Below are 24,745 nucleotides of genomic sequence, written 5' to 3'. Positions count from 1 at the left end.
CAAGACTCGCTTCCGGCTGGCGGCCTCCTTTGCCGGGCGGGGTTTGAACCCGCAGGGTCCCTTCGTGAAGTTTCCGCTCCTACATCGCTTCCTCCTCACCCAGGCTTCGCCTGGCGCACTCCAACAGTTGGACAAGTTCGTTGACCCCGTGGACGTCGAGGCGCGTGCCGTTCAGCGGCGGGCGGCTCCGTTCATTTATCGGCCTCCCAGGGCGCAAGGGCGCTAGAAGAGCGGCCGGAGGGACGCATGTACATCACCCGGCTGCACGTGAAGAACATGAAGCTCATGCGGGACCTCGTCCTCGACTTCACTCACGAGGACAAGCCGCGCATGTGGACTGTGTTCGTCGCGGAAAACGGGGCCTGCAAGACGACGTTGCTTCAAGCGATCGCCTTGGCAGCAAGTGGCCCCGACCGGGCCAACCAGTTGGCGGACGTCCCCTCGCTGCCCGACGTGAGACGAGCGGGTGAAACCGTGCAGGTGGGTGCCGACTTCGAATTCGGGACCCGATTGGAGAAGTGGCGTCTCTTCCCAAAATCCAAGGTGTCCGTTGAGGGCGAACGCGCGCCGCGCCTACGAAGCGTTGTGCGTATCGAGCCCGAGCAGTCGACCTTCTCGGGAGACTCCTGGTTCGCTCCGACCGGAGCGCTGGAGTCCATTCGCGAATTCACCTGGCATGTTGTCGAAACGAGAAATGCGCTCCTTGGCTCCTACCATGAGTTGCTTGAGCATCTCCAGTTGGAGGTAGGAGAGTTGAAGGGTGACGACCGCGCATCCTTGTCCCAGATGCTCGACCGCGTACTCGCGCACCGGAGCCCCATGATCGAGGCCCGTGCGAAATCCTTTCCCGGTTGGTTCGTCGCGGGTTACGGCACGCAGCGCCAACTGCCGGTCCCCCTCAGCGTGTCCGAGTTGAAGGACCGCATCCTCAACCGGCTCGAGCCGCTCTTCGGGAAGGCGCCACTCGTCGGCACGGGTTTCGCCAACCAGTTCGCGGACACGCCTCGTTTCGAGCCCTTCATCGCGGCGCTCGAGAAGGTGTTCGTCGACAACCACCTCCTGCCCCATGTGGATGCTGTCGAGTTGCGCGGTAGAGGCGGCGTGACGCAGCCGGGAGACTTGGTCAGGTCACACAGCTTCGAGTTCGCGTTCTCCGGCCAGAAGACGAAGGTACCCGCCACCTGGCTCTCCCAGGGCTACCAGTCCACCATCGCGTGGATCGCCGACCTCATCGGCCAGATGTACCTCGACATCGGTGAGGCCGTCCCCCTTGAGGACATGGAGGGCATGGTGCTCATCGACGAGCTCGACCTCCACCTCCATCCGACCTGGCAGGTGCGGCTCGTCCCCGTGCTCAAGCGCGTGTTTCCGCGCATGCAGTTCATCGTGACGACCCACTCGCCCATGCTCCTGCCCGCGCTCGAGCGGCACGAGATCGTCATGCTCCGCCTGAACGAGAACGGCGATGTCGTCGCCGAGGCGCCCCCCGCCTCGCCCAGGTTGATGACGGGCAGTGAGATCTACTCGAGCTTCTTCAACATCCAGAAGCTCTACCCGAGCGACCTCGGAGACGAACTGCGGCGCTATACGTACCTCTCGAGCGATCCGACGCGCACCGATGAGGAAGACGCCGAGATGCTCCGCTTGCAGAAGAAGCTCACCGAGGCGGGCCTCGACCTGGGACTGCCGCCGGTGCCGAGGGACATGCCGTGATCCGCATCGAGCGGGGCCCCGAGCCCACCGACCTCGCTCCGGTTCGTACCGCGGAGTTGCACCGCGTACGCTCGATGAACGCCTCGGGCACGCTCGATTCCGATGCAATCGGGCAAGCGTATGCGGTGGTGAAGCGGGAGCTCTGGACGCGGCAGTTGATGCGGTGCTGCTACTGCGAGCATCAGGTCCAGTGCGACTACAGCGATGTCGAGCACTTCAGACCCAAGGCACGTGCCGATCGACAGAATGGAACGGTCGATAAGGGTTACTGGTGGCTCGCCTGGACATGGGAGAACCTCCTCTTCAGCTGCGCCATCTGCAACCGCTCCGCCAAGAAGGACCTGTTCCCACTCGAAGCAGGCAGTGTGCCGCTCGTCCCCGAGGAGCAGCCGCCCGGCAAGGAGCTGCCGACCCTCATCGACCCCTGCGCTGAGGACCCCGTCGAGTTGATCCAGTTCGTCTTCGATGGCAGCCACTGGCAACCGGTCGGGCGAAACGGAAGCAGGCGTGGCCAGCGAACGATCGAGATCCTGAAACTCGACCGGGCGGATCTCCTGACGCTCTACGACACCCATGTGAACGACCATGTGAAGCCACGCACCGACGCGACCCATGAAGCCATCGCGCGCCAGGACGTGGACCTCATCCGCTCGACGTGGCGGCGCGTCCGCGCGTTCCTCACGCCCCGAATGCCCTTCATCGCGCTGTCGTTCGATGCCATCGACCACTTCGTCCCAGTGGACGTCCGGGGGCGATGGGGCCTCGACCTGCCGAGGCCGCCCGTCAGAGCAGCCCCCACCCCAGGGCTGACGACTCCCGGGTAGGCCCGCGCCCCAACGAGCTGGACATCGGCACGGAGGGCGTCAGGCCCCGGGCGTGTCGTCCAACTCCACGGAGCCTCCGGGAAGCGGACCCTCCGCTCGCCTCCAGCGCCTCCCCCTCGGTGGCGTGTTTCACGGGGGGTAGGCCCGCGTCCCAGATTCCCACGCACGCGATGTCCGTCCTCGCGTCGATGCGGTAGGCCGCCATGGGAAAAAAGAAATACCAGACGACCAGCCTCACGGGCTCGCTCCGTATCCAGGACAACCGATGCCGTCCTTTCGATTCGCCCCGAGGGGGGAAGCCGTGTCCCGTGGTGTGTCCCGTCGACTGATTCCGTTGTTCCTCGCCCTCCTGGTGGGCGCGGGTGGTTGCGATGACCTGAAGCCCATCACCACCGAGCCCCCCACGCCTCCGCCCACGGCCCCCTCGGCCCCGGGGCCCGTCCAGGCGCACGCCGAGCCGGGCACGGTGACGCTCTCCTGGAGCCCTCCAGAGAATGACGGAGGCACTGCCCTCACCGGCTACCGGGTGCACGGCGAGCCGCAAGAGGCCTCCCTGGCCGTCTCGGTGACCGGCGCCACCGCCCGCGTCACCGGCCTGCGCGCCGGCGCCACCTACCGCTTCTCCGTGGCCGCGGTGAACAAGGCGGGTGAAGGCCCCGCCACCCTCTCCGAGTCCGTCACCCTGCCCGACATCCCCGGCGCTCCGCCCCAGCCGTCCGTCGTACGCGGCGATGGTCAGGTGCGCGTGAGCTGGACGGAGCCCGACTCGGATGGGCGCTCGCCCCTCACCGGCTACCTCGTCACCGCGCAGCCCCAGGGCCTGCGCGTCACGGCCGACGCCAGCGCGCGCTCCGTGGTGGTGGAAGGACTGCACAATGGCGAGCCCTCCACCTTCACCGTGCGCGCCCTCAACGCAGTGGGCGAGGGCCCCGACTCTCCCGCCTCACCTGCCGTGGTGCCGGCCACCGTGCCCTCCGCGCCCACCCGCGTCGAGGCCACCGCCGACATCCGCCAGGCCACCATCACCTGGAGCGCCCCCGCGAGCACCGGCGGCCTGTCCGTGCAAAGCTACGTGGTGACGGCCTCGCCGGGCGGCGCCTCTCGCGAGGTGGACGCCGACGCCCACGGCGTCACCTTCAGCGGGCTGGAGAACGGCACCGCGTACACCTTCACCGTCGTGGCTCGTAACGAGGTCGGCGAGGGCCCGGGACTCCCCTCCGCGTCCGTGCACACCCCCGGCGTGCCCTCGCAGCCCGGCGCGGTGAGCGTCACGACGGGTGCCCGCTCGGCCACGGTGACGTGGGAGGCCCCGGCCGAGGACGGCGGCAGGCCCCTCACCGGCTACGTGGTGGAGTCCTCTCCCTCCGGCGCCCGCATCACCGTGGACGCCTCGACGCGCAGCGCCACCTTCACCGGCCTCACCAGCACCCGGGTCCACTCCTTCTCCGTGTCCGCCACCAACGCCGTGGGCCCTGGTGCCACCGCCTCGCCCCCGGCCGCCGTGCGTCCCCTTCCCGCTCCCGTCGAGGTGACGGACCTCCAGCTCGACACCTCGGATGCCGGCTGCCTCACCGTCTCCTACTCCCTGCGCCAGCCCGACGGCGTGCGCGCCGACGTCTCCGTGGAGGTGGAATCCTCGGGCAGCGGCTCCTTCGCAACCGCCACCCAGGCCAGCGCCCTCGCCGAAGACGGCTCGTTCACGCATGAGGGCACGCACGCTCGCTCCTCCTCTCCCGAGGGCCTTCCCCATCGCTTCCGCTGGAACCGGAGCCTCGACGTGCCCGGCGCCGCCACCGTCCGCGTCCGGCTGAGCGCCCGCGTCCCCGGCACCCCGCCCGGCTCGGCGACGCTCGAGCGCACCCTGCCCGCTCCCGCCAGCCGTTGCGAGCTCCGCCTGCCCACCAGCAGCGTCCAGCTCCTCACCGCCACGCCCTCCACGAGCGTGAGCGGAGACTTCAACGGGGATGGAAGGCTGGACCTGGTGGTCGTCCCCGACTCCGGCGACACCCTCTCCCTCCTGGAGGGGCTCGGCAACGGGAGCTTCTTCCGGTCCCCCTTCGCGCGGAAGTTCCGTGGCAGCCTGAAGCGCCTGAGCGCCGGGGACCTGGATGGCGATGGTCTGGACGAGCTGCTCTGGATGGACACCTCCTCCGGCTCCCTGTGGGTCATGCGCCGGTTCGGCGAGCCCGTCTCCTACCCCCTCGGGTCCTCCAGTCTGAGCGACACCTCGACCCGCCCCATCGCCATCGCCGACTTCGACGGCAACGGCAGCCCCGATGTGGCCACCCTGGGCGGCTCCGGCTCCCCCTTCCCCTTCCTGGGCATCCTCGCCAACGCGGGCGACGGCACGCTGCGCGGCTTCACCCCCAAGGCGTACGTGCCGAGGGATGCCCTCCTCGAGGTGGCCGACCTCGACGAGGATGGCCGGATGGATCTGCTGGCCATCGGCCGCAACTGGTTCGGAAGCTCCGCCCTGCTGTCCAACGGGGATGGCACCTTCCGCCAGCGGTCCCTCTCCCCCGCCCTTCCCTCCATCCCCACCACCGCAGGGAGCCACGCCCTCACGGTGGGAGATGTCGACGGCGACGGCCATACGGACCTGGTGCTCGCCTGGAAGGACGGCTCCGCCAGCCGCGTCCAGGTCCACCTGCTCCGGGGAGATGGCCAGGGAGGCTTCTCCGCGGCGGTGCTCGTGGACTCGCTCCCGGACATCAGCCTCGGCACGTGGCCCCTGGCCCTGACGGCGGTGGACATGGACCACGACGGCCTGAAGGACCTGGCCGTGGGGCTGTACGACATGGAGTACAATTACACCGTCGCCGTGCTGCGGAGCCGGGGCGCGGACGGCTTCGCGCCCGCGCGGATGCTGCCCTCGGGACGTGTCTCCATCTCCGCCACGGCGGGCGACTTCGACGGGGACGGCAGGGACGACCTGGCGACGGTCCAGTCCTTCAGCTGGGACGTGCGCGTCTGGCGCAGTGGCCCCGAGGCCCTGTCGCTGCCCGAGGGCCCCACCGGCCCCCTCGCCCAGGGAGACTTCAACGGGGATGGGAAGATGGACCTCCTCAGTGGCCCGGCGGCGAAGACCGTCCAGGTGCACCTCGCCGGTGGCCCGGAGGGCCTGAGGGACCTGCCGCCCATGCCCGTGGGAAGCGGGGTGTACCGCATGGTCGTGGGCCACGTGGATGAGGACTCGGCCCTGGACGTGGTGGTGCTCAGCGGCGAGAGCGCCATCAAGACCGTCGAGCTCCTGCTGGGCAATGGCGACGGCACCTTCCGCACCGGCACGCCCATCTCCGTGGGGGCCCAGGCCCTCCACGCCGCCCTCGGGGATGTGAATGGGGATGGACGGATGGACCTCGCCTTTCAGGTGAGGCGCTTCATCGAGCCCGGCTTCTCCACGGACGAGGTCCGCGTGCTGCTCGGCCAGGGGGCGGGCACCTTCGGCCCCGCCGCGCTCGTGACCACGAGCCCCAGTCCGGGCGCCCTCGCGTTGGGAGACCTCAACAGGGACGGAGTCCTGGACCTGGCCGTGGCGCAGACGTCCTCCGGGGGCGGGGTGCTGACGCTCAAGGGCCAGGGGGATGGCACCTTCCTGCCTCCCGTGCTCACCACGGACAAGGCGGGCCAGCTCGGCGGCCACCTCGTCCTGACGGACATGAGCGGGGACGGCGTCCCGGACCTCGTGCGCAGCGGCGATGGCAACGTCTACGTGCTGACCACGTACACCGCCACGACCTGGGGGAGCTGGAGTGGCTGGAGCTACCCCGCGGGCGGCAACTGCTCCTCCTTCTCCGTGCTGGACTTCGATGGGGACGGGCGAAAGGACGTGCTGTGCTCCAACCCGGGCTCGGACTCGGTGTCGCTGCTGAGGGGGAAGCCCTACGGTCAGCTCGCCGAGCCCCAGATCTTCGCGGTGCGCTTCGGCGCCGTCGGGCTGGGGGTGCTCGACGTGAACGCGGATGGGCGCCCGGACATCGTCCTGGGGACCTCCGGAGAGGCCCGGAGCACGCTGTTGCTCCAGCGCTGACCCGGCCCTTCGCCAGGAGCGGGAGATTTTTCTTCGGACCGGACGACCCGGCTGGCGGGCTCGCTCCGTATGGAAGAAAAAGGGAGTGGGAGACACGTGCTGCCAGGAGAAGACCGGAGTGTGCTGCAGGCCTTCCGGGACGGGGACCGCGCCACCCTCACACGGGTGTATCGCACCTACTCGCCCCAGGTGGCCCGCTACCTCGCCCGGCGCTTCTCCGTCCGCTCCGGCTCCAGCGTCCACAGTGTCTCCCTCGGCGCCCTGGACCTCGACGCGGCGCATCAGGAGACCTTCGTCCGCGCCTTCCGGCCCGCCATGCGCCAGGCCTATGACGGGGTGCGCCCCTACCTCGGCTTCCTCCTGACGCTGGCGCGCTCCACCGCCGTGGACCTCCTGCGGGCCTCGGGCCGCATCGCCCGCGAGGCCGTGCCGCTCGACGACGCGCCCGAGCTCGCCCACGCGCCCACCGAGGAGCACGGCCCCGAGGAGCAGGCCCTGCAGGCCGAGGTGCGCACCCTGGTGCGTCAGTTCCTCGAGGCGCTGCCCGAAGAGGCCCGGGCACTGGCCCAGCTGCGATTCATGGAGGGCCTCTCCCAGGAGGCCGCCGCCGCGCGCCTCCAGCTCACCCGCGGAGAAGTCCGGGTGAGGGAGCGCCACCTGCGTACGCGATTCACCGAGCACCTGCTGGCCCGGGGTTGGTTGGACGTCCCCCTGGCCGGAATGGAGAGAGTCCCATGAGCTGGTTCGACCCCCACGTGGACGGCCTGCTGGCGCGGTGGGCCGAGGGCACCCTGTCCCCGCGCCAGTCCGCCCGCCTGCTCCGGCACGCCCACGCCTGCGAGCGGTGCGGCGCTTCCTACGAGCGGCTCGTCCGGGCCTCGCGGCTGCTGGAGCACGGCGACCCGCACACCCCCGCCGGCACCGAGCTGGCCGTGCTCGCGGACACCGGACTCGCGGCGGCCCTCGCGGCGGCGGAGCCGGAGGCCTCGCGCTCCCGTTGGCCCTCGCTCTCCCTGGCCGGAGGCATGCTCGCGGCCGCGAGCCTCGCGGTGCTGGTGATGCTCGTCCAGCCGAAGGAGGCCGACGACACGTGGCAGGCCCGGGGAGGCTCGGGCCGTCCCGCACGGGCCGCGCTGCGCGTGTTCTGCGCCGTGAGGCAACAGCCCCTGCGCGAGCTGGAGCCCTCCCAGGCGTGTCCCCCGGGCGCGCAGCTGGCCTTCGCCGTGGGAGCGGATGCACCGCTCTCCCATGTCGCGGTGGGCCTGCGCACCCGGCGCCTCGAGGCCACCGAGGGCCCCTTCTCCGTCACCGGACGCCCGGGCGCCGAGCAGCCCCTGGAGACGACCCTGCCCCTCCAGGTGCCCGCCGGTGAGGTGGAAGTCCTCGCCGCCTTCGCGGACTCGCCCCGGGAGGCGCTCGCGGCCCTGCGCGGCGAGCCGCACCAGGGGGCCGTGGTCCTCCGGCTGCCCATTCAGGTAGAGGTGACGCCATGAGACTCCGCCTCTCCGGCGCGGTGCTCGCCACCCCCCTGCTGCTCGCCACCCTCGCCTCGGCCGCCCCTCCCGTGCGCCGGGCGCTCGTCATCGCCCACAACACCAGCGATGACCCGTCCCTCCCGCCCCTCCGCTACGCGGACGACGACGGCGTGCTGTGGACGGAGACGCTGCGGCGGCTCGGCGTGGAGACCACCCTCCTGGTGGACGCGGACGAGGAGACGCGCCAGACGGACGCCGCGGTGCTCGGCGGCACGCGGCCTCCCACCCTCGAGGAGGTGTCCCGGGCCGTGGCCGCCCTGCGCGAGGACATCCAGGCGGACCACGCGCGGGGACGCCAGACGGACGTGCTGCTCATCTACGTGGGCCACGGCAACACCGACGCGCTCGGGCGCGCCTACTTCACCCTGCCAGGCGGCCGGTTGGACAGAGCGGCCTTCTACACGCGGCTGGTGGACCCGCTCGGGGCGGACTTCGTCCACGTGGTGGTGGATGCGTGCCGGGCCTCGGGCGTGGTGGGCAGCCGGGGCAAGCCGGACGTGGCGGTGCTCGCCGAGCTGCGCGGCGTGCTGGAGCGCGAGCAGCTCGCCACCCGGCCCCACGTGGGCGCCACCTTCGCCGAGAGCGACAGCGGCGAGACGCACGAGTGGTCCCGTCTGCGCGCCGGTGTCTTCAGCCACGTGGTGCGCTCGGGCCTCATGGGCGGCGCGGACGTCAACGGCGACGGCGCGGTGGAGTACAGCGAGCTGGCCGCCTTCGTCACCGCCTCGCTCCAGGAGGTGAAGGCCATCCCCATCCGCCTCTCCGTGCACGCCTACGCCCCGTCCCGCGAGCCGCGCCGCCCGCTGGTGGACTCCGCGCCCCGTGGCCCGAGCCTCCTGCTCCCCGCCGGGCTGGAGCACGCGCGCATCTCCGTGGAGGACGAGGCGGGCCGGCGGCTCGCGGACATCCGCCGCGCCGGGCACCAGGCGGTGTCCCTGCGCCTGCCCGTCCGCGAGTCCTACTGGGTGCGCACCCCCACCGCCGAGGCCCGCATCACGCTCGCCCAGCTCGGCAACGGGCTGCCCCGGCTCAACCCCCGCGAGCTGCGCGAGCGCGGCCCCGCCGAGGACGCCCTGCGCCGCGGCCTCTTCGCCATCCCCTTCGACCGGCGCTTCTACGAGCAATACGTGGCCACCTCGTCCTTCGTCCCGGTGGACTTCTCCTCCGCCGCCGGAGCACTGCTCGCGCAGCAGGACGAGCCGCGGCCCGTGCTCGCCTGGGAGGCGGGACTCGTCACCCAGCGCGCCCCGCTCGGGCTGTCCCCCTTCGTCACCGGGCCGGGCGTGGCGCTGCGCACCTCCGGCGCGCCCTTCACGCTCGGACTGCGCGCCGCGTATGTCTTCTCGCCCCTGATGCGGGATGACGTGGCCCTGCAGCGGCTCTCCGTGCAGGGACTCGTGGGACTCCAGGGCACCGGGCCCGTCACGCCGTTCATCGAGGCCGCGGGCGGCTGGAGCCTGGTGCGTGTGAACTACCCCGGCACCACCCAGGGAGACCCCACCGTCTTCTCCACCCACCTGTCCGGCGGCATGGTGGTCCACCAGGAGCGCCTGCGGGTGCGCGTGGCCGGCTTCTTCGGTGTGGACCTCCTCACCGCGGACGGCCGGGAGCGGGGAGACCCCCTCGCGGGCGTCGAAGTGGCGCTCGGGTACTGAGCCGCCTCGAAAAAAGACGGGCGCGGACGACCAGGCGCGCGGCCTGCCTCCGTATCCAGGACAACCGATGCCGTCCTTTCGATTCGTCCCGAGGGGGGAAGCCGTGTCCCAACGCAGGTCCCGTCGACTGATTCCGTTGTTCCTCGCGCTGCTGGTGGGCGCGGGTGGCTGTGAGCTGGAGCCCATCACCACCCAGCCGCCCGACCCCCCACCGCCCGTCACCGAGCCGCCCACGAAGCCCACGGTGCCCTCGGCCCCGGGGCCGGTGGAGGCCCACGCCGAGCCGGGCGCGGTGACGCTCTCCTGGAGCCCCCCGGAGAAGGACGGAGGCAGCGCCCTCACCGGCTACCAGGTGAGCGCCGAGCCGCCAGAGGCCATCCTGACCGTCACGGCGGACGGCACCACCGCCCGCGTCACCGGCCTGCGCGCGGGCGCCACCTACCGCTTCTCGGTGGCCGCGGTGAACGCGGTGGGAAGAGGACTCGCCAGCCGCTCGGAGTCCGTCACCCTGCCCGACGTCCCCGGCGCACCGCCCCGGCCCTCCGTGGTGCGCGGCGATGGCCAGGTGCGCGTGAGCTGGACGGAGCCCGGCTCGGACGGCGGCTCGCCCCTCACCGGCTACCTCGTCACCGCGCAGCCCCAGGGCGTGCGCGTCACGGCCGACGCCAGCGCGCGCTCCGTGGTGGTGGGAGGGCTGAGCAATGGCGAGCCCTCCACCTTCACCGTGCGCGCCCTCAACGCCGTGGGCGAGGGCCCCGACTCCCCCACCTCGGCATATGTGGTGCCGGCCACCGTGCCCTCCGCGCCCGTCAGCGTCGAGGTCACCCCGGGTCTCCGCCATGTCACCATCACCTGGAGCGTCCCCCCGAGCACCGGGGGCATGCCCGTGGACGCCTATGTGGTGACGCTCGAACCGGACGGCGTCCCGCTCCAGGTGGGGGCGGAGATCCGGGAGGTCCTGTACAGCGGGCTGGAGGACGACACCGCGTACGCCTTCTCCGTGGCGGCGCGCAACGAGGTGGGCGTGGGCCCGAAGCTCCTCTCCGCGTCCGTGCGCACCCCCGGCGTGCCCTCGCCGCCCCGCGCGCTGAGCGTCACGGCCGGCACCCGCTCGGCCACGGTGACGTGGGAGCCCCCGGCCGAGGATGGCGGCAGGCGCCTCACCGGCTACGTGGTGGAGGTCTCCCCCTCCGGCGCACGCATGACGCTGGACGCCTCGAAGCGCGGCGCCACCTTCACGGACCTGAGCAGCACCCAGGACCACACCTTCACCGTGTCCGCCACCAACGCCGTGGGCAGCGGCCCCTCCGCGTCCTCGGCCACCGTGCGTCCCCGCCCCGCGCCCGTCGAGGTGACGGACCTCGAGTGGGTGGGCTCGAACGCCGGCTGCCTCACCGTCTCCTACGTCCTGCGCCAGCCGGATGGGGTGCGCGCGGAGGTCTCCGTGGAGGTGGATGCCACCGGCAGCGGCACCTTCGCTCGCGCCACCCAGGCCAGCAGCACCACCCATGAGGGCCTGCTCGCGCGCCCCACCTCACCCGGGGGCAGCACCCACCAGTTCCTCTGGGACCGCGGCTTCGACGTGCCCGGTGCCGCCACCGTCCGCGTGCGCCTGAGCGCCCGCGTCCCCGGCACCCCGCCCGGCTCGGCGACGCTCGAGCGCACCCTGCCCGCCGCCGCCCGCCCCTGCGAGGTCCGGCTCCCCACCCACTCCGTCCAACCCCTGAACACCACGGCCCTCCGCGGCATGAAGGGAGACTTCAACGGCGATGGCCATCTGGACCTGGTGGTCGCCCCCGACTCCAACGATACCGTGTCCCTCCTGCTGGGGCTGGGCAACGGAAGCTTCGAGCCTCCCTTGCGGCAGACGCTCCGCTACAACCTGAACCGCCTGGCCACCGGGGACCTGAATGGTGATGGCGTGGAGGATCTCGTCTGGCCGGACGGGTTCGGGAACCTGTGGGTCGCGCGAAGCCAGGGGTCCGGTTTCGCGGACCCCGTGTCCTACCGCATGTCGTACGCCGATTTGAGCACCACCCCGGACGACTCGCTCGTCCTCGCCGACTTCGACGGCAACGGCAGCCTCGACGTGGCCACCATCGGAGGCTCCTCCAGCGCGCCCTCCCTGGGAATCCTCGCCAACGCGGGCGAGGGGACGCTGGGCGGCTTCGTCGGCAAGTTGAGCGTGACCACCGATACCCGGCTCGCGGCGGCGGACCTCGACGAGGACGGCCGGAAGGATCTGCTGGCCATCGGGCGGGGCTGGATGGGAAGCGCCGCCCTGCTGTCCAACGGGGATGGGACCTTCCGCACGCGGAACATCACCACTCCCGAGGCCGACACCCTCCGGGTGGACGATCTCGACGGCGACGGACACCAGGACCTGGTGCTCGTCCGGAAGGACACCTCCAAGGAAGTCCAGGTCCACCTCCTCCGGGGAGATGGCCAGGGAGGATTCTCCGCGGCGGTGCGCGTGGACACGCTCCTGGACACCAGCGGCACCTCGACGGGCCTGGGCCTGGCGGCGATGGACCTGGACCGCGACGGCCTGAAGGATCTGGTGGTGACGCTCGAGTGGAAGGATGCCCTCGCCGTGCTGCGGGGGAAGGGAGCGGGGAGCTTCGAGCCGGCGGTGCTGCTGCCCGCGGGACGCGGCCCCGTCTCCCTCATCACCGGTGACTTCGACGGGGACGGCCTGGAGGACATGGCATCGGTCCAGAACCACAGCGAGGACGTGCGCGTGTGGCGCAACGGCCCCGAGAGCCTGTCGCTGGGAGAGGCCCCCGGAGGCGCGCTCGCCCGGGGAGACTTCAACGGGGATGGGAAGATGGACCTCGTCAGCACCCCGGTGGCGGACAGCGTCCAGGTGCACCTCGCTGGCGGCCCGGAGGGCCTGCGCGCCCAGACGCCCGTGCCGGTGGGAGGCCCGGTGTGGAGCCTGACGGTGGGCCACGTGGACGGGGACGCGGCCCTGGACGTGGTGGTGCGGCGCGGCACGGGCGGCGCCATGAAGCTCGGGCTCCTCCTGGGCAACGGCGACGGCACCCTCCGCCCGGCCGCCGACATCCCCGTGGGGGCCAATCCGAGCCACGTCGCCCTCGGCGATGTGAACGGGGATGGGCGGACGGACCTCGTCTGCCAGGTGTCGTACCAACCCGAGCCCGGCTACTCCACCCAGGAGGTCCGCTTGTTGCTCGGCCAGGGCGACGGCACCTTCGCCGCCCCCACGGTCGTGACGACGAGCCCCAATCCGGATGCGTTGGCGCTGGGAGACCTCGACAAGGACGGCGCACTGGACCTGGTCGTGTTGCAGGACTCACCCGGCGGAGGGGTGCTGCTGCTCAAGGGCCGGGGCGATGGGACCTTCCTGCCCCCCATCGACGTCTCGACCTCGGGCACGGGCCAGTACGGCGGCCAGCTCGTCCTGGTGGACATGAACGGCGACGGCTTCCTGGACATCGTGCGCAGCAACAGCCACGACAACAGCGTCCACGTGCTGACGGGCTGGGGGCGCTGGATGGGGTGGTCGGGCCGAAGCTACCCCGCGGGCGGCAACTGCTTCTCCGTCGCCGTGCTGGACTTCGATGGGGACGGGGAGCGGGACGTGCTGTGCGCCAACCCGGGCATGGACTCGGTGTCGCTGATGAGGGGCGATACGTACGGGTGGCTGGCCGCGCCCCGGATTTTCGGGGTGCGCAACGGCGCCCACGAGCTCGCGGTGTTCGACGTCAACGCGGATGGGCGTCCGGACATCCTCACGGGAGCCCCCCTGTACGCCCAGGGCACGCTGCTGCTCCAGCGTTGAGCACGGCCCGGCGCACGGCCCGCGGAACCCCGGCCGTGCGCCCCCTCCTCCGTTCGCGGACGGTCAGAGGGGAATGAAGCGCAGGGGAAGGGACTCGGGCGCGCGGAAGAACAGGGATTGAATCCACTGCACCCGGTCCGTGGCCAGCTCGAACCGGCGGAACGAGCCCAGGAGCTTCCCCAACGCCACGCGGGCCTCCATGCGGGCCAGGGGGGCACCCAGACAGAAGTGGATGCCGTGGCCGAAGGCCAGGTTGGCCTGGACGCCCCGCTCCGGATCGAACCGCTCCGCATCCGGGAAGGACTTCTCGTCCCGCAGACCCGAGGCCAGCAGCAGCAGCACCATCGCCCCGGCGGGCAGCTTCACCCCGCCCAGCGTCGTCTCCCGGGTGGTCACCCGCATCTGGGCGTGGTTCGGCGGCTCGTAGCGCAGCACCTCCTCGATGAACGATTTGATGAGCGCCTCGTTGCCGCGCAGCCGCTCGAACCACTCCGGGTTGCGCGCGAGGATCAACGCCATGTGGCTGAGCAGGTACGTCGTCGTCTCCAGGCCGGCCACCAGCAGCAGCACGAGGAAGGAGACGACCTCCGCGTCCGTCAGGCGCTCACCGTTCTCCTGCACCCGGAGGAGATCCGTCACCAGGTCCTCCGTGCCCGGACTGGCCCGGCGCCGGGAGATCAGCGCCAGGATGTACGACTCCATGTCATCCAGGGTCTTGCGCACCTCGGCCTGACGCGCCACATCGTCCGGAGCCACCACCACCACGCCGCTGATGTCATCCGACCAGCGCTTGAACTCCTTCTGCAGCGAGGGGTCCACGCCCATCATCAGTCCCATGATGTTGGTGGGCAGGCCCAGGGCGAACCCGGAGAGGAAATCCACCGGCTCTCCCCGCGGCAGCGCGTCCACGAGCCGCGAGGTGACCTCGCGCGCGAACGGCTCCATGCGGCCCACCATGGACTGGGTGAAGGCGCGGCTGACGAGGCCGCGCAGCCGGGCATGCTGTGGCGGGGCCGCGAGGTTCAACGCCTCCGAGACCGGATTGCGCCGCCCCAGCCAGGGCGGTTGGGTGGCGATCTTCATCTCCGAGGACGAGAACAGCTCCGGATCCTTGAACACCGTGACGATGTCCTCGTACCGGGAGACCGCCCAGAAGCCGTGGGGATCCACCTGGCACACCGGGGACTCGCGGCGCAGCCGTGAATAGAAGGGATAGGGATTCTCGCGAAACTCGGGGGACAGCAGGTTCAGCCGCTGGCTCATGGTGGGCCGTATACTGCATTCCGCCGGGGAGCTGCCCCCCCAAGGAGGGCCATCGCGGCCAGCCACGGCGCCGAGCTCCGCCGCCGCACCGGCGCGCCGAAGGTGCTCGTGCTCTCGAGCTGGCGCGGGCCTGCGGACGAGCTCCTCACGCTTCCCCTTCGCGGGCTGACGCACCCCGGACGGCTCACCTGCATGCCCCGGAGTCGGGGGCAGGCAGGGGTGCATTCGTTACCGGGAAGAGAAATTCCTTTCCCAGTAGAAAGGTCAGCCCGAGGTAACTCCCGCGGTCACGTGAGGGAGCGGGCTTCCCTCTCGTTCCAAGGGCTTGGACAGGGAGACCCTGCCCCGTGGGGTGGGTGGGCCATGCTTTGCACAAGCAGCCGGGCGGAAGGAGTCTCCCGCGTGTCCCTCCGGTCCCGCTCGGCTGGTTTCACCCTCGTCGAAACGCTCATCGTCGTCGCCATCGTGGGCATCCTGGCCACGCTCGCGAGCCTCGCGGTGTTCCACGGCACCACCCGGGTGCGCGTGAGCAACGCGGCCTTCGAGGTGGGGGCGCTGTACACCGCCGCACAGATGCGAGCCACCAGCATGGGCGTGCCCCACTACGTCGTCTTCCATGACGACGGCATCGAGTTCGGCGTGTACCTGCTCGAGCGCGCGGACGCCGTGGGCTCCTTCAACTGGGCGCGCGAGAACGTGCTCGACCCGGCCAGCGTGGGCGGCGTCCGCCACGAGCAGCTGCGCCTGTCCCACGAGGGCGGCCTGGGCTTCCTGGACATGGGCGCGCCGCGCACGGAGCTGCTCGCGCTGCCCGCGCCCTTCTCGGCCATCACGCTCACCCCATCTGGCTCGGGCCGGCTGCTGGGGGGATGCACCTTCTGCACCGAGGGCACCGGCGGCACCCGGGGCGTCATCCGCTTCTCTCCCGATGGCACCGTCCGCGTGATGACGGGCGGCACGGATGCCGGGGGTGTCATCGCCTTCGCCCCCGAGTCGAGCAGCGGCCAGAACAGCCCGCCGCGCTGGGTCGTCATCGCCGCGCCGGCCGGTGCCATCCGCGTCTTCTAGGAGGAACCGTCACCATGTCTCCGACTCCCCGCGCCCACGGCGCCCGAGGATTCAGCCTCATCGAGGCCATGGCGGCACTCGCCATCTTCTCCATCGGCCTGCTCGGCGTGCTGCAGATGAACGTGCTGGCCAGCCAGCAGAACGGGCTCGCCCGGCGCCAGTCCACCGCCAGCAAGGTGGCGCGGGACCTGGTGGATGCCTTCGAGCGGCTGCCCTACGAGCACACGCTGCTGTCCAACGAGAGCACCATCGCTCCGGCGGACCCGCGCTTCGCGCGCCTCGAGGAGGCGGATGGCCTGGTGAAGCTGGCGGATGCGCTGGCGCTCGTCGGGGAGCGGCCGCTGCTCGGCGCGGCGCAGGCGAGCGTGAGCACCGGGGGTGGCACCGGCGTGGACTCCCTCTACGAGGTGGCGTGGCGGGTGGCGCCCGTGAAGAACGCGGACGGCGACACCGAGGCCCGCCGCATCCTGGTGATGGTGCGCTTTCCCACCACGGCGGGGGCGTACAAGCAGGTGGACGTCTGGGCGGTGAAGGCCAACCCCCAGGCCATGGGCCGGGGCGCCGCGGCCATTCCGGAGATTTGAGCATGCGTGCGCCTCGCCGTCCTCGTGGCTTCACCCTCGTCGAGCTGCTGGTGGGCACCGCCATCGGCGCGCTGGTGCTCACGGGCATCGGCCTCGTCTTCGTCTCGCAGGCCTCGCAGTACCAGGCCCACGCGAGCCGCCGCGCGGTGCAGTCCAGCGTGCGCCAGGCCATGGGCTTCATGGAGCGGCACGTGCGCAACGCGGGCTACGGGGTGGACCCGGACCGGGCCATCCTCGCCTATGACTCCTTCGACGCGCACGGCAACGCGCGAGGGGTGGGCTTCCCGGACGGCATCACCGTCCACGCGCGCGACCTGTACTTCCGCCGCCACGCCACCGAGGTGGGCACGGACTTCCTGCGCTTCGACACCGAGCTCCAGCGCCCGCTGCGCAAGGGAGAGATTCTGCTGGTGCTCTGCCCCGGCGCGGTGCGCTACGCCTACGTGACGGTGGGCGAGACGGCGCCCGCGAAGAGCTTCTCCGTCAAGCTGGACACCGCGCCGGCGCCGGTGGACTCGCCCATGGGGCCGCCGGGCGCGCTCTTCCGCGAGCTGGACACGCTGGACACGGAGGCGTGCTTCCACGACACGGAGCCGCCGGTGGTGGTGCGGGTGGAGCGCAACAGCTTCTACGTCACGGCCTTCGACGATGACGGGGATCCGGCCACCCCGGGCGCCACGCCCTACCTCATGCTGCACCGGGGAGTGGACATCAACGACGACGGCGCCATCGACGGCGAGGACGCCACGCCCATCGCGGTGGGCATCGAGCAGTTGCAGGTGGCCTACATCCTCAACACCCTGGGTGACACACCACCGCCACTGGTGGGGGTGAATGACGACGTGCCGTGGGGCGAGACGTGGCACATCGCCACGCCCGAGCTGGAGAGGCCGCGCCTGGAGGATGCCTATTCCTCGCCCCGGCGGCTCGGCTCGCACCCGGCCAACATCCGCCAGGTGCGGCTCACGCTGGTGGCGCGCAGCACCCGGGCCGACACGGCGCGCCCGGGGGATGACGTGCTCACCCCTGGGGCCCCGAGCACCGGCAGCTCCGCGCTCCCCGACAGCGCGCCCACGTGGCGGCCCCTGGAGAACCTGGGCACCACGCCCGCGCGCGCCTTCGACCCGCGCGGTGGCGGCTTCTCGCGGGCCGTGCTGCGCGGCGCCATCGCACCCAAGAACCTGCTGATGCGCTCCCAGTTCACGCCCGTCCACCTGGGTGGAGGGTGAGCCCATACCCGGTGCGCTATCCGGAAGGGGGGCTGCGCAGGGACTGGATGGTCCTGTCAAACACCTCCGCGAAGGTGGCGTCCTCGGGACGATGAGCCTCGAGGAGCAGCACATCCTCGGGCTGCCCGACGTATTGGAGTACCGTCGCGGCCCATAGGGCACAGCGCAGGGACTTCGCCGCCACCAACGTCCGGGCTGTCTCGCGCAACTGCTCTCTGGCCTCGGCTGGCAATGCCATCAGCAGGCGCTTGTCGTCCAGCATCAGCAGGATGAACAGGCGCTCGCAGAAGCAGAGCGCGTCTCCTCGCAACTGCGGCACCGCGCTGGGAGCCTGAGCGCAGGCCAGGGAAATGAAGGCGGGGAGCACGTCCACCCACTCATCCGGAACCTCTTCCTCCAATACAGGCAGCACCTCTGCCTTCAGCGCGACAGGCACCTGCACATCCTCGACCCAGGCGCGCAATTGCCCTGGAGACTTCTCCAGCAGTACCCACAGTCCGCGCAGGGAGGCAGCCGCTGCTGGCGGCAGGCGATCCAGTGCCCGCTGGACGGCGGGCCTCAGTTCCGGGTGACGGCTTCGCCACAGCGCTCGGGCCAGCGTGTTGACCTCTGAAGGAGAAACCCGCGGCCCCGTCAGCCGTTCCAGCTGGCGGAGCAGCCCGCCTCGAGCGGAGATGTCCGCGATACGTCCCAGCGATTCCGTGATGATTTCAATCACGGAGGCCGCGTCGTAACCTCCACGCGACTCCTCCACCTGGAGTTGCTTCTCCAGGCGACGCACGCTGGCGGTACCACCGAGTTCTCCGAGACCAAACGCCCCGGCTTGGCGCACCCGGGCGTCCTCGTGGTCCAGCATGGCCTCCAGCAGAGCCCGGGCTCGCCGGGGCCGGGCATTGAGCTCACGCACCAGCGCCCGGGCCTGCGTCTCGTCCCCCTCGCCGACCGCGTCCACCAACTCGGCCCACATGCGCGCTGTGTCTGTTTTCGACGTCATTGCCTACGTGCCAGACGATGGGTAGTGGACGCCAGCGGGCACGTATCTCTGGAGCAGCCTGCCGTCAGGCATGTACAGCTCGTGGATGGCGCCAGGATCCGCTCGCTTCATTGCCTCGAACGCCTCCAGCTCGCGCTGCAGGTCCTTCGGATCAGAGACATAGTTTGTATTATGTCGTGTTCCATCGGGCCGCACGGAGGATACGTCGGGTCTACGGAAGCGCGGCTTGCTGGCCGGATTCTGGTCGAAGAGCCGGGAGCCCTCCGCGCTCGTTTGGGCCTTGTTCTTGCGTAAGTCGGTGTGTCCGGCGGCTTCCCGGGCGGCCAGTTCCTTCTCGATGGCCTCGTTGTGGGCAGGGTTCTGCCGGGTATGAGGAGAACCGTAGCGGGTGGAGAGTGGGGAGGAACCACCGGAGGCACTCGCCGAGGCGCACCAGGCCAGGGCGGAGCAGGTGGCGCCGCTGGCGGTTACGCCAGAGACGATGAGCGAGCCGTCCGCCACCATCTGCAAGTGGGTCACGGACCGCGCGACGGCGAGCCCATCGGGGGACACCGACGGTAGCAACCGCCAGATGCCCGCCTCGGGCACCTGGGGGATGAACCTGGCCACGCCCAGAGTGGCCACCGTCACCAACACCCTCAGGTAGGTCCCGCTCATGGAGTAGGCGAAACGCCGGGCAGCGGCTTCCAACTCCTGGCGGGTGGTGGAGGCTTCAGACTCCCGGTACAGGCGTAAGCAGGCAAGGGCCAGTTGCCCTATCTCCAACACGCCAGCCACCAGGGCCAGGCGAAAGGTAAGTGCCGCCGCGAATGCCTTGCTGAAAATCGGCTCGGGCGCCAGCCAGGCGGAGAAGTACACCATGACCGACAGACAGACACCGAGGATGAAGGCCTGGGAGGTGAAAAGATCGATGGCAGCCTGGCGAATGCCCTCGTGCATGTAGAGGGGGGCGAGTTGAAGGGCCAGGAAGAGGCGACTCGTGGACAGGGATGCCGGCAGTGGCAGCAGCGGCGGACCGAAGCGGGAGATGAACTCCTCGCGCAGGCGCGACTCCCAAGGCTCTGCGGGGCTCTTGCCGGCCCCCTCCGCCCCGGGAACCTCCAGCAGTCGCAACCGGACCCGGGACGGCGGAGAGAGGGAGGCGAAGGCGGTCAGGAAGGGACGGACCTCGTCCACCGTGAGCACATCCATGGCGGGGTTGAGAAGCGGAGGAGGGAGCCAGAGACGAAAGCTGTCGGCGGGGGCCGCCAGTTCGTTGGGCGCTTCAGCTAGAGTCTGGCCAGGGATACGGGCGGCCTGCGCTCGAGGAAGCGTACTCGTTGGGTCGGAGTCCCGCGACTCATGACCAGTTGGAGACTGCGGCTGTCGTATCTCGCCATGAGTCATGTACCCTCGAGAGGAGGAGCATGCGGCGGCCAGCAGCAGGAGATTCAAGGCCAGGGCCAGACACAACGGGGCGTGAGCTACGCTCATATAGTGGCGAAGCATGTCACACCGAATCCGGGCAAAGTGTCTCAGACGATTCATACAGTTCAGCGCGTGCCTCGCACGATGGCTGTTGCCTCTGCGCTGATGAACGCCTCACCCGTGAGAAGCGCTCCGTCACGCACCGTAATGAGTGTCACTTCGCCGTCCCTGACTCTGAGCTCAAGGCGCTGGGCGCCCGGACGGCCTCCGCCGAATAGTTTGAGCACCTCATCCACCACTCGCCGAGTCGTGTCAGGCGTCTCGGAGGCAATTCGGAACTCAGCTTGCTCGTCTGGATCAGCGGGAAGCCAGAAGATGGTCGCGCCGGGTGTCTCCAGGATCGCTTCCTGGGTTGATTGCTCGCTCGCAGTCTCATTCACCCAGTTGCGAATTGCTCCCCCACCATCAGGATTGAGGGCAGGCAACCTCTGCCGACTTCGTGACTTCTTCTTCGGGCGAGTACGCCAGAATTCCTCCCAGTCTGCCTCAAACTTCGAGACGGACGGCCTCCGCGACGTACCCATCATGCTCTGGCTCTTTGGATCGGCCTCGCGGAGTTGCTCCTCCACCAGGGATTCGAACACCTCACCTGTGAGCCCGGCTTCCTTCAAGAGCAGCGGCGTGCTCTGGACAACCTCCGCTTCGACACCCGCAGCCAATACATCCAACAGGTGACCACCAGCCGCGCCAGCAGCCCCCTTATAGAAATCCTTATCCACATGAAAAAGAGAAACGAACTGCATCCACGCAGAATGAAACAGTGACTCGGAGCCAGTCCAAACAGCCCTGGCTGCGAGCGCGTGTGCGTCCACGTAGCGCTCCAAGTCGTCAGGAGGAGGGAGAGGCCTGAGAATGACCTCGGAGTTATAAAAGATAGGCAGCAGCACAGGCACGGGTCCCCTCGCCCCGGGCAAGACACAGTCTCTGCACCGCAGCCCATTGCATGCTTTCGGCTTCGAGTGCTGAGCCCACGGCGGGCCCGCCTGAGAGATGCGACCATCAATGAAATACGGCGTGGCGACCGCGGTACGATGTGCCGGCACACGCGCATAACCAAGGTCCCACGGATGCCCCCTTGGAGGACGCCGGCGTCCAGGATTGCTAGTCATTGCTGTGATCTGCTCAATGCCATCCTCACGTCGGTTGCGGAGAAGCGAGCAAATGTTGAGGTGGTGCGTGTGTCCAGCCCGGCTCGCATTCCAGGTGGCCTCCTCCAATTTGCTCCCATTGAGAGCTCCTGCCTTTACCTCAATGGCGAGAACCTCACGGCGGGCTGGAAAGTAGGCAACAAAATCCGGCCTGTGTAGATGGGAGGCGCGAATCACACGGGCCACGCGGGTTGCGCCCATGGTGCGAAGGACACACGCGGTCAAGAACTCTCCGAAGTCTCCAACCAGCGTAGTGGGAAGGTGCTGCTGGTCGTTTCCCCTCCATCGTCCCCTGACGAACTGATTGAAAAAATCGGGCAACGCGGAATAGAGCGAACCCCAGTCGCTTTCAAGATGGGGCCTGAAGAGAGTCGCAGTCGGCTCATCCACTCGGACCGAACGCACCGGTGTGACGCCCGGCCACATTCCTTGCGAGATCTGGTCAAGCTCGTCACTCAGGTGAAGCTCCGGTGCGCGAACCTGGAAAGTAAATTCTCTCACTCTTGGCTCCCCGGGGTTGACCTGCTCGGCAGTCCACCAGTCAGCATACACTAGCCTCCCCCCCATGTCGCACGTCGTGGATTCCACTTCACTTGCGTGCATAGAGTTCCCGTGCGCCACGGCCCGTTTGTATCCGATGGTCAGCCCGCCTCACGTGCTGCCGATACGCGTCCGAGTTGGGCAACGCGCGCCCGGCGGGGGCAAGGATTCCTCCGCGTGCCCGCCCCTTCCCACCCAGCTGGGGTTCACCCTCGTCGAGTGGCTCGTCGGCACCGCCATCGGCGCCCTGGAACTATCCGGCCAACATCCGCCAGGTACGGCTCACCCTGGTAGCGCGCAGCACCCGGGCCGACACGCAGCGCCCGGGAGATGACGTGCTCACGCCCGGGACCCCGAGCGACGGGAGCTTCGCGCTCCCGCCGCACCACCCACGTGGCGACCGCTGAAGAATCTGGGCACCACGCCCGCGCGGGACTTCGACCCGTGCGGTGGTGGCCTCTCTCGCGCCGTGCTGCGTGGCGCCATCGCTCCCAAGAACCTGCTGATGCGCTCCCTGTTCACCCCCGTCCACCTGGGGGGAGGGTGAGCGCGTTAGCCTCCCAGGAATGGCCCTCGCACAGGGTCCTCTCCAGGGGTGAAGCTCAGACTTCTTCGTCGGGCAGGAGCGTGAGCAGCAACTCGTCGTCAGGCCCGAGTGGGCGCCAGCCGGGCGGCGGTGGTGAGGCGCGGAGCGCTGCCCTGGCCTGCTTGACACGCTCCTTATGTGTTTCTGGCGTGTAGGCAGTCCAACAGCCGAGCGCCTCGGCGACGGCGAAGCGGGCCTCGTCATCCATCACTGCTGGCCAACCGTCGGGAACGCTCTCGGTCCACAGGCGCGCGAAAACGTCCCGCACAAACCGCGTGACCTGCTTGCGCCGCTCCGCCTCGGCGAGCAGTCCACTCAAGACCTGTACCCCGGCGACGTCGTCCTTGCCCAATTCCTCGGCGAGCAAGTGAAGCGGGACGGCAGGGCGCGCCTCGGCGAAGGCAGTGAGCGAATCGAAGCCGCGCTCCCGGACCCGCTCATACAAGCGTGCTTTGATGTTACCCTCCCAAGCGCGTCCGTCACTCATCGTCCCCTCCACGAGATGAACCCGCACCGCGATGAGCGCCCCTGTTGCCCTGCGCTCGTCGTCAAGCCGCGCGACCACGGGGCTCTGCGAGCATTGACTCAGACCTCTTCGTCGGGCAGGAGCGTGAGCAGCAGTTCGTCGTCAGGCCCGCGCGGGAGCCAACCGGGCGGCGGCGGCGCGGCCAGGAGTGCATCACCAGCCCTGTCAGCGCGCTCCTTGTGGGTTTCTGGAGTGTAGGCGAACCAGCGACCCATTGCCTTGGCAACCCTGAAGCGGTTGGCATCGTCCAGCACAGTCGGCCACCCATCGGGAAGACTCTGGGACAACATGCGCACGAGCACATCACGCACGAAGCGAGTGACCTGCTTGCGCTGCTCCGCCTCGGCGAGCAACCCACTCAGCACCTGCACCCCTGCGATGTCGTCCGGGCCCAACTCGTCAGCCAGCGCCACCAAGGAGGCAGTAGGGCGGGTGTTCGCGAAAGCAGTGAGCGAGTCGTAACCCCGATCGCGAACCCGCTCATACAGCCGCGCTCTAACGTTGCCCTCCCAAGCACCTCCATCGCTCATTGTCCCTTCCAGTGATGATGCTCAGGCTTCTTCGTCAGGGAGGAGCGTGAGCAGCAACTCGTCGTCCGGCCCGAGCGGACGCCAACCGGGCGGCGGCGGCGTGGCGAGGAGTGAATCGCCTGCCTTGTCAACGCGCTCCTTATGGGTTTCAGGAGCACTGGCAAACCACGTGCCGAGCGCCACGGCAACCTTGAGGCGGTTTTCGTCGTCCAGCACGGTCGGCCAGCCATTGGGGAGACGCTGAGACAGTTCGCGCACGAGCAGGCTGCGCACCAGGCGCGTGACCTGCTTGCGCCGCTCCGCTTCGGCCAACAGTCCGCCGAACACCTGCACGCCCGCGATGTCGTCCGGCCCCAGCTCCTCGGCCAGCGCCACCAGCGAAGCGGTGGGACGCGCCTCGGCGAAGGCGGTGAGCGAGTCGTAGCCCCGCTCGCGGACCCGCTCGTACAAGCGCACCTTCCAGTTACCCTCCCAGGAGCGTCCGTCGGTCATCGCTCATTTCCCACGACAGCGGACGAAGTTCATCGGGATGTCATAGAACCTCATACGCTCCGCGACGATCTCCAGGATCGTGTTCCGCGTCAACATCCGGCCTGCCCTGGACTCGGCTTTGAGCAGCGCCCCCATGAGCATCTGGTTCCATTCACCCGGCCACGTGCGGCCCTGCTTCCAGTCGCCACCACCGTGAATCGCCTGGTGGTGGGCCTGCTGCAACGTGACGCAGAACCGCTCGATGCTCAGCTCGCCAGTGAAGCCGCGCTGCTCGAACCACTCGCGGAACTCCTTGGGCATGACGTGGTGACGCGGGGGCGCGGCCATACCGGCGCCTGTCTTGCCCGTCACGCGCATGCCCCGCACCTCGGGGCTGTCGCCCAGCGCCTCACGCACGCCACTCGGGAGGTCGCCGTGCCCCTGCGCCATCATCACGTGGCCGGCCTGGAGGCGCACGGCGGCGCTGACGGCGGGCAGGGAGAGGACGCCCGCGCGCACCAACTGGCGCATCATCTCCACCCACTCGGCGGACACCACCATCCGCGTCCCCATCATCACCCCGTTGGGGCCCACCGCGAGGCCCACGCCGAGCGTGACGGGCGCCGCCGCGCGCAGCGCGGGCAGGGTGAACTTCAGCGCCGACACGAGGGTGAGCGCCTCCATGGACTCCTTCAACAGCAGCGCCGCCTCGAGGACCTTCACCCCCTTGTTCATGGTCTCGAGGAGCTCGGCGAGCTCGCGCGTGAGGTGGCCCAC

At 69.7% G+C, this 24,745-nt stretch carries 17 protein-coding genes and 1 pseudogene; 10 read left to right on the top strand and 8 right to left on the bottom strand.

Annotation, left to right across the window (positions count from 1 at the left end; all coding sequences use genetic code 11):
- Positions 1 to 246 precede the first annotated feature (246 nt).
- The 7 genes from VFZ09_RS50895 to VFZ09_RS50865 all read left to right on the top strand — a co-directional run bounded on the left by VFZ09_RS50895 (position 247) and on the right by VFZ09_RS50865 (position 13,562).
- Positions 247 to 1,713: an AAA family ATPase gene (locus VFZ09_RS50895; RefSeq protein WP_329735134.1), complete on the top strand. Its 1,467-nt coding sequence runs from the start codon at positions 247 to 249 to the stop codon at positions 1,711 to 1,713.
- Positions 1,710 to 2,537, top strand: coding sequence for a hypothetical protein (locus VFZ09_RS50890; RefSeq protein ID WP_329735133.1), 828 nt, complete (start codon positions 1,710 to 1,712; stop codon positions 2,535 to 2,537). Before VFZ09_RS50895 ends, VFZ09_RS50890 begins: the two co-directional genes overlap by 4 nt.
- A gap of 313 nt (positions 2,538 to 2,850) precedes the next feature.
- Positions 2,851 to 6,567: an FG-GAP-like repeat-containing protein gene (locus VFZ09_RS50885; RefSeq protein WP_329735132.1), complete on the top strand. Its 3,717-nt coding sequence runs from the start codon at positions 2,851 to 2,853 to the stop codon at positions 6,565 to 6,567.
- A 96-nt stretch (positions 6,568 to 6,663) separates the two neighbouring features.
- A complete protein-coding gene (locus VFZ09_RS50880) occupies positions 6,664 to 7,305 on the top strand; it encodes a sigma-70 family RNA polymerase sigma factor (RefSeq protein WP_329735131.1) in 642 nt (213 codons plus the stop codon).
- Positions 7,302 to 8,060, top strand: a complete 759-nt coding sequence (locus VFZ09_RS50875) for a hypothetical protein (protein ID WP_329735130.1) — start codon at positions 7,302 to 7,304, stop codon at positions 8,058 to 8,060. Before VFZ09_RS50880 ends, VFZ09_RS50875 begins: the two co-directional genes overlap by 4 nt.
- Positions 8,057 to 9,757: a caspase family protein gene (locus VFZ09_RS50870; protein WP_329735129.1), complete on the top strand. Its 1,701-nt coding sequence runs from the start codon at positions 8,057 to 8,059 to the stop codon at positions 9,755 to 9,757. Before VFZ09_RS50875 ends, VFZ09_RS50870 begins: the two co-directional genes overlap by 4 nt.
- Positions 9,758 to 9,860: 103 nt before the next feature.
- Positions 9,861 to 13,562, top strand: a complete 3,702-nt coding sequence (locus VFZ09_RS50865; RefSeq protein ID WP_329735128.1) for an FG-GAP-like repeat-containing protein — start codon at positions 9,861 to 9,863, stop codon at positions 13,560 to 13,562.
- Positions 13,563 to 13,625: 63 nt separating this feature from the next.
- On the opposite strand, the gene VFZ09_RS50860 is transcribed toward VFZ09_RS50865, so the two are convergent.
- Positions 13,626 to 14,825, bottom strand: a complete 1,200-nt coding sequence (locus VFZ09_RS50860) for a cytochrome P450 (RefSeq protein ID WP_329735127.1) — start codon at positions 14,823 to 14,825, stop codon at positions 13,626 to 13,628.
- A 402-nt stretch (positions 14,826 to 15,227) separates the two neighbouring features.
- Between VFZ09_RS50860 and VFZ09_RS50855 the strand changes: the two genes are divergently transcribed.
- The 3 genes from VFZ09_RS50855 to VFZ09_RS50845 are packed head-to-tail and all read left to right on the top strand — an operon-like array spanning position 15,228 to position 17,706.
- Positions 15,228 to 15,893, top strand: a complete 666-nt coding sequence (locus VFZ09_RS50855; RefSeq protein WP_329735126.1) for a pilus assembly FimT family protein — start codon at positions 15,228 to 15,230, stop codon at positions 15,891 to 15,893.
- A 14-nt stretch (positions 15,894 to 15,907) separates the two neighbouring features.
- Positions 15,908 to 16,477, top strand: a complete 570-nt coding sequence (locus VFZ09_RS50850) for a type IV pilus modification PilV family protein (protein WP_329735125.1) — start codon at positions 15,908 to 15,910, stop codon at positions 16,475 to 16,477.
- A 2-nt stretch (positions 16,478 to 16,479) separates the two neighbouring features.
- Positions 16,480 to 17,706: a PilW family protein gene (locus VFZ09_RS50845; protein WP_329735124.1), complete on the top strand. Its 1,227-nt coding sequence runs from the start codon at positions 16,480 to 16,482 to the stop codon at positions 17,704 to 17,706.
- Between the two features lie 16 nt (positions 17,707 to 17,722).
- Here the strand turns inward: VFZ09_RS50845 and VFZ09_RS50840 are convergent, their stop codons facing one another.
- The 7 genes and pseudogenes from VFZ09_RS50840 to VFZ09_RS50810 form a co-directional block, all read right to left on the bottom strand.
- A complete protein-coding gene (locus tag VFZ09_RS50840; RefSeq protein WP_329735123.1) occupies positions 17,723 to 18,700 on the bottom strand; it encodes a hypothetical protein in 978 nt (325 codons plus the stop codon).
- A 3-nt stretch (positions 18,701 to 18,703) separates the two neighbouring features.
- Positions 18,704 to 19,891, bottom strand: coding sequence for a hypothetical protein (locus VFZ09_RS50835; protein WP_329735122.1), 1,188 nt, complete (start codon positions 19,889 to 19,891; stop codon positions 18,704 to 18,706).
- 341 nt (positions 19,892 to 20,232) lie between these two features.
- On the bottom strand, positions 20,233 to 21,060 hold the full coding sequence (locus tag VFZ09_RS50830) for a hypothetical protein (RefSeq protein WP_329735121.1): 828 nt from the start codon (positions 21,058 to 21,060) through the stop codon (positions 20,233 to 20,235).
- Positions 21,061 to 22,457: 1,397 nt separating this feature from the next.
- Complete coding sequence (locus VFZ09_RS50825; RefSeq protein ID WP_329735120.1) at positions 22,458 to 22,928, bottom strand: NUDIX hydrolase; 471 nt, start codon at positions 22,926 to 22,928, stop codon at positions 22,458 to 22,460.
- A 98-nt stretch (positions 22,929 to 23,026) separates the two neighbouring features.
- Positions 23,027 to 23,497 carry an NUDIX hydrolase gene (locus VFZ09_RS50820; protein WP_329735119.1) on the bottom strand — a complete coding sequence of 157 codons (471 nt, stop codon included), beginning with the start codon at positions 23,495 to 23,497 and terminating at the stop codon, positions 23,027 to 23,029.
- 21 nt (positions 23,498 to 23,518) lie between these two features.
- Positions 23,519 to 23,989, bottom strand: a complete 471-nt coding sequence (locus tag VFZ09_RS50815; RefSeq protein WP_329735118.1) for an NUDIX hydrolase — start codon at positions 23,987 to 23,989, stop codon at positions 23,519 to 23,521.
- A gap of 3 nt (positions 23,990 to 23,992) precedes the next feature.
- Positions 23,993 to 24,745 (bottom strand): annotated as a pseudogene (locus VFZ09_RS50810) (DUF2380 domain-containing protein); the annotation flags it as partial.

Source organism: Archangium sp. (genome assembly GCF_036277355.1).
In the GTDB taxonomy this organism is placed as follows: domain Bacteria; phylum Myxococcota; class Myxococcia; order Myxococcales; family Myxococcaceae; genus Archangium.
Note: the sequence above shows the minus strand (reverse complement) of the source record. Positions and strands in the feature narration are given on the sequence as shown.

Bases quoted from the DNA above. Each gene is read 5' to 3' on its own strand.
- VFZ09_RS50845 (WP_329735124.1), top strand. From the start codon at position 16,480: ATGCGTGCGCCTCGCCGTCCTCGTGGCTTCACCCTCGTCGAGCTGCTG.
- VFZ09_RS50840 (WP_329735123.1), bottom strand. From the start codon at position 18,700: ATGACGTCGAAAACAGACACAGCGCGCATGTGGGCCGAGTTGGTGGAC.
- VFZ09_RS50870 (WP_329735129.1), top strand. From the start codon at position 8,057: ATGAGACTCCGCCTCTCCGGCGCGGTGCTCGCCACCCCCCTGCTGCTC.
- VFZ09_RS50835 (WP_329735122.1), bottom strand. From the start codon at position 19,891: ATGGATGTGCTCACGGTGGACGAGGTCCGTCCCTTCCTGACCGCCTTC.
- VFZ09_RS50875 (WP_329735130.1), top strand. From the start codon at position 7,302: ATGAGCTGGTTCGACCCCCACGTGGACGGCCTGCTGGCGCGGTGGGCC.
- VFZ09_RS50820 (WP_329735119.1), bottom strand. From the start codon at position 23,497: ATGAGCGATGGAGGTGCTTGGGAGGGCAACGTTAGAGCGCGGCTGTAT.
- VFZ09_RS50815 (WP_329735118.1), bottom strand. From the start codon at position 23,989: ATGACCGACGGACGCTCCTGGGAGGGTAACTGGAAGGTGCGCTTGTAC.
- VFZ09_RS50895 (WP_329735134.1), top strand. From the start codon at position 247: ATGTACATCACCCGGCTGCACGTGAAGAACATGAAGCTCATGCGGGAC.
- VFZ09_RS50825 (WP_329735120.1), bottom strand. From the start codon at position 22,928: ATGAGTGACGGACGCGCTTGGGAGGGTAACATCAAAGCACGCTTGTAT.
- VFZ09_RS50850 (WP_329735125.1), top strand. From the start codon at position 15,908: ATGTCTCCGACTCCCCGCGCCCACGGCGCCCGAGGATTCAGCCTCATC.
- VFZ09_RS50860 (WP_329735127.1), bottom strand. From the start codon at position 14,825: ATGAGCCAGCGGCTGAACCTGCTGTCCCCCGAGTTTCGCGAGAATCCC.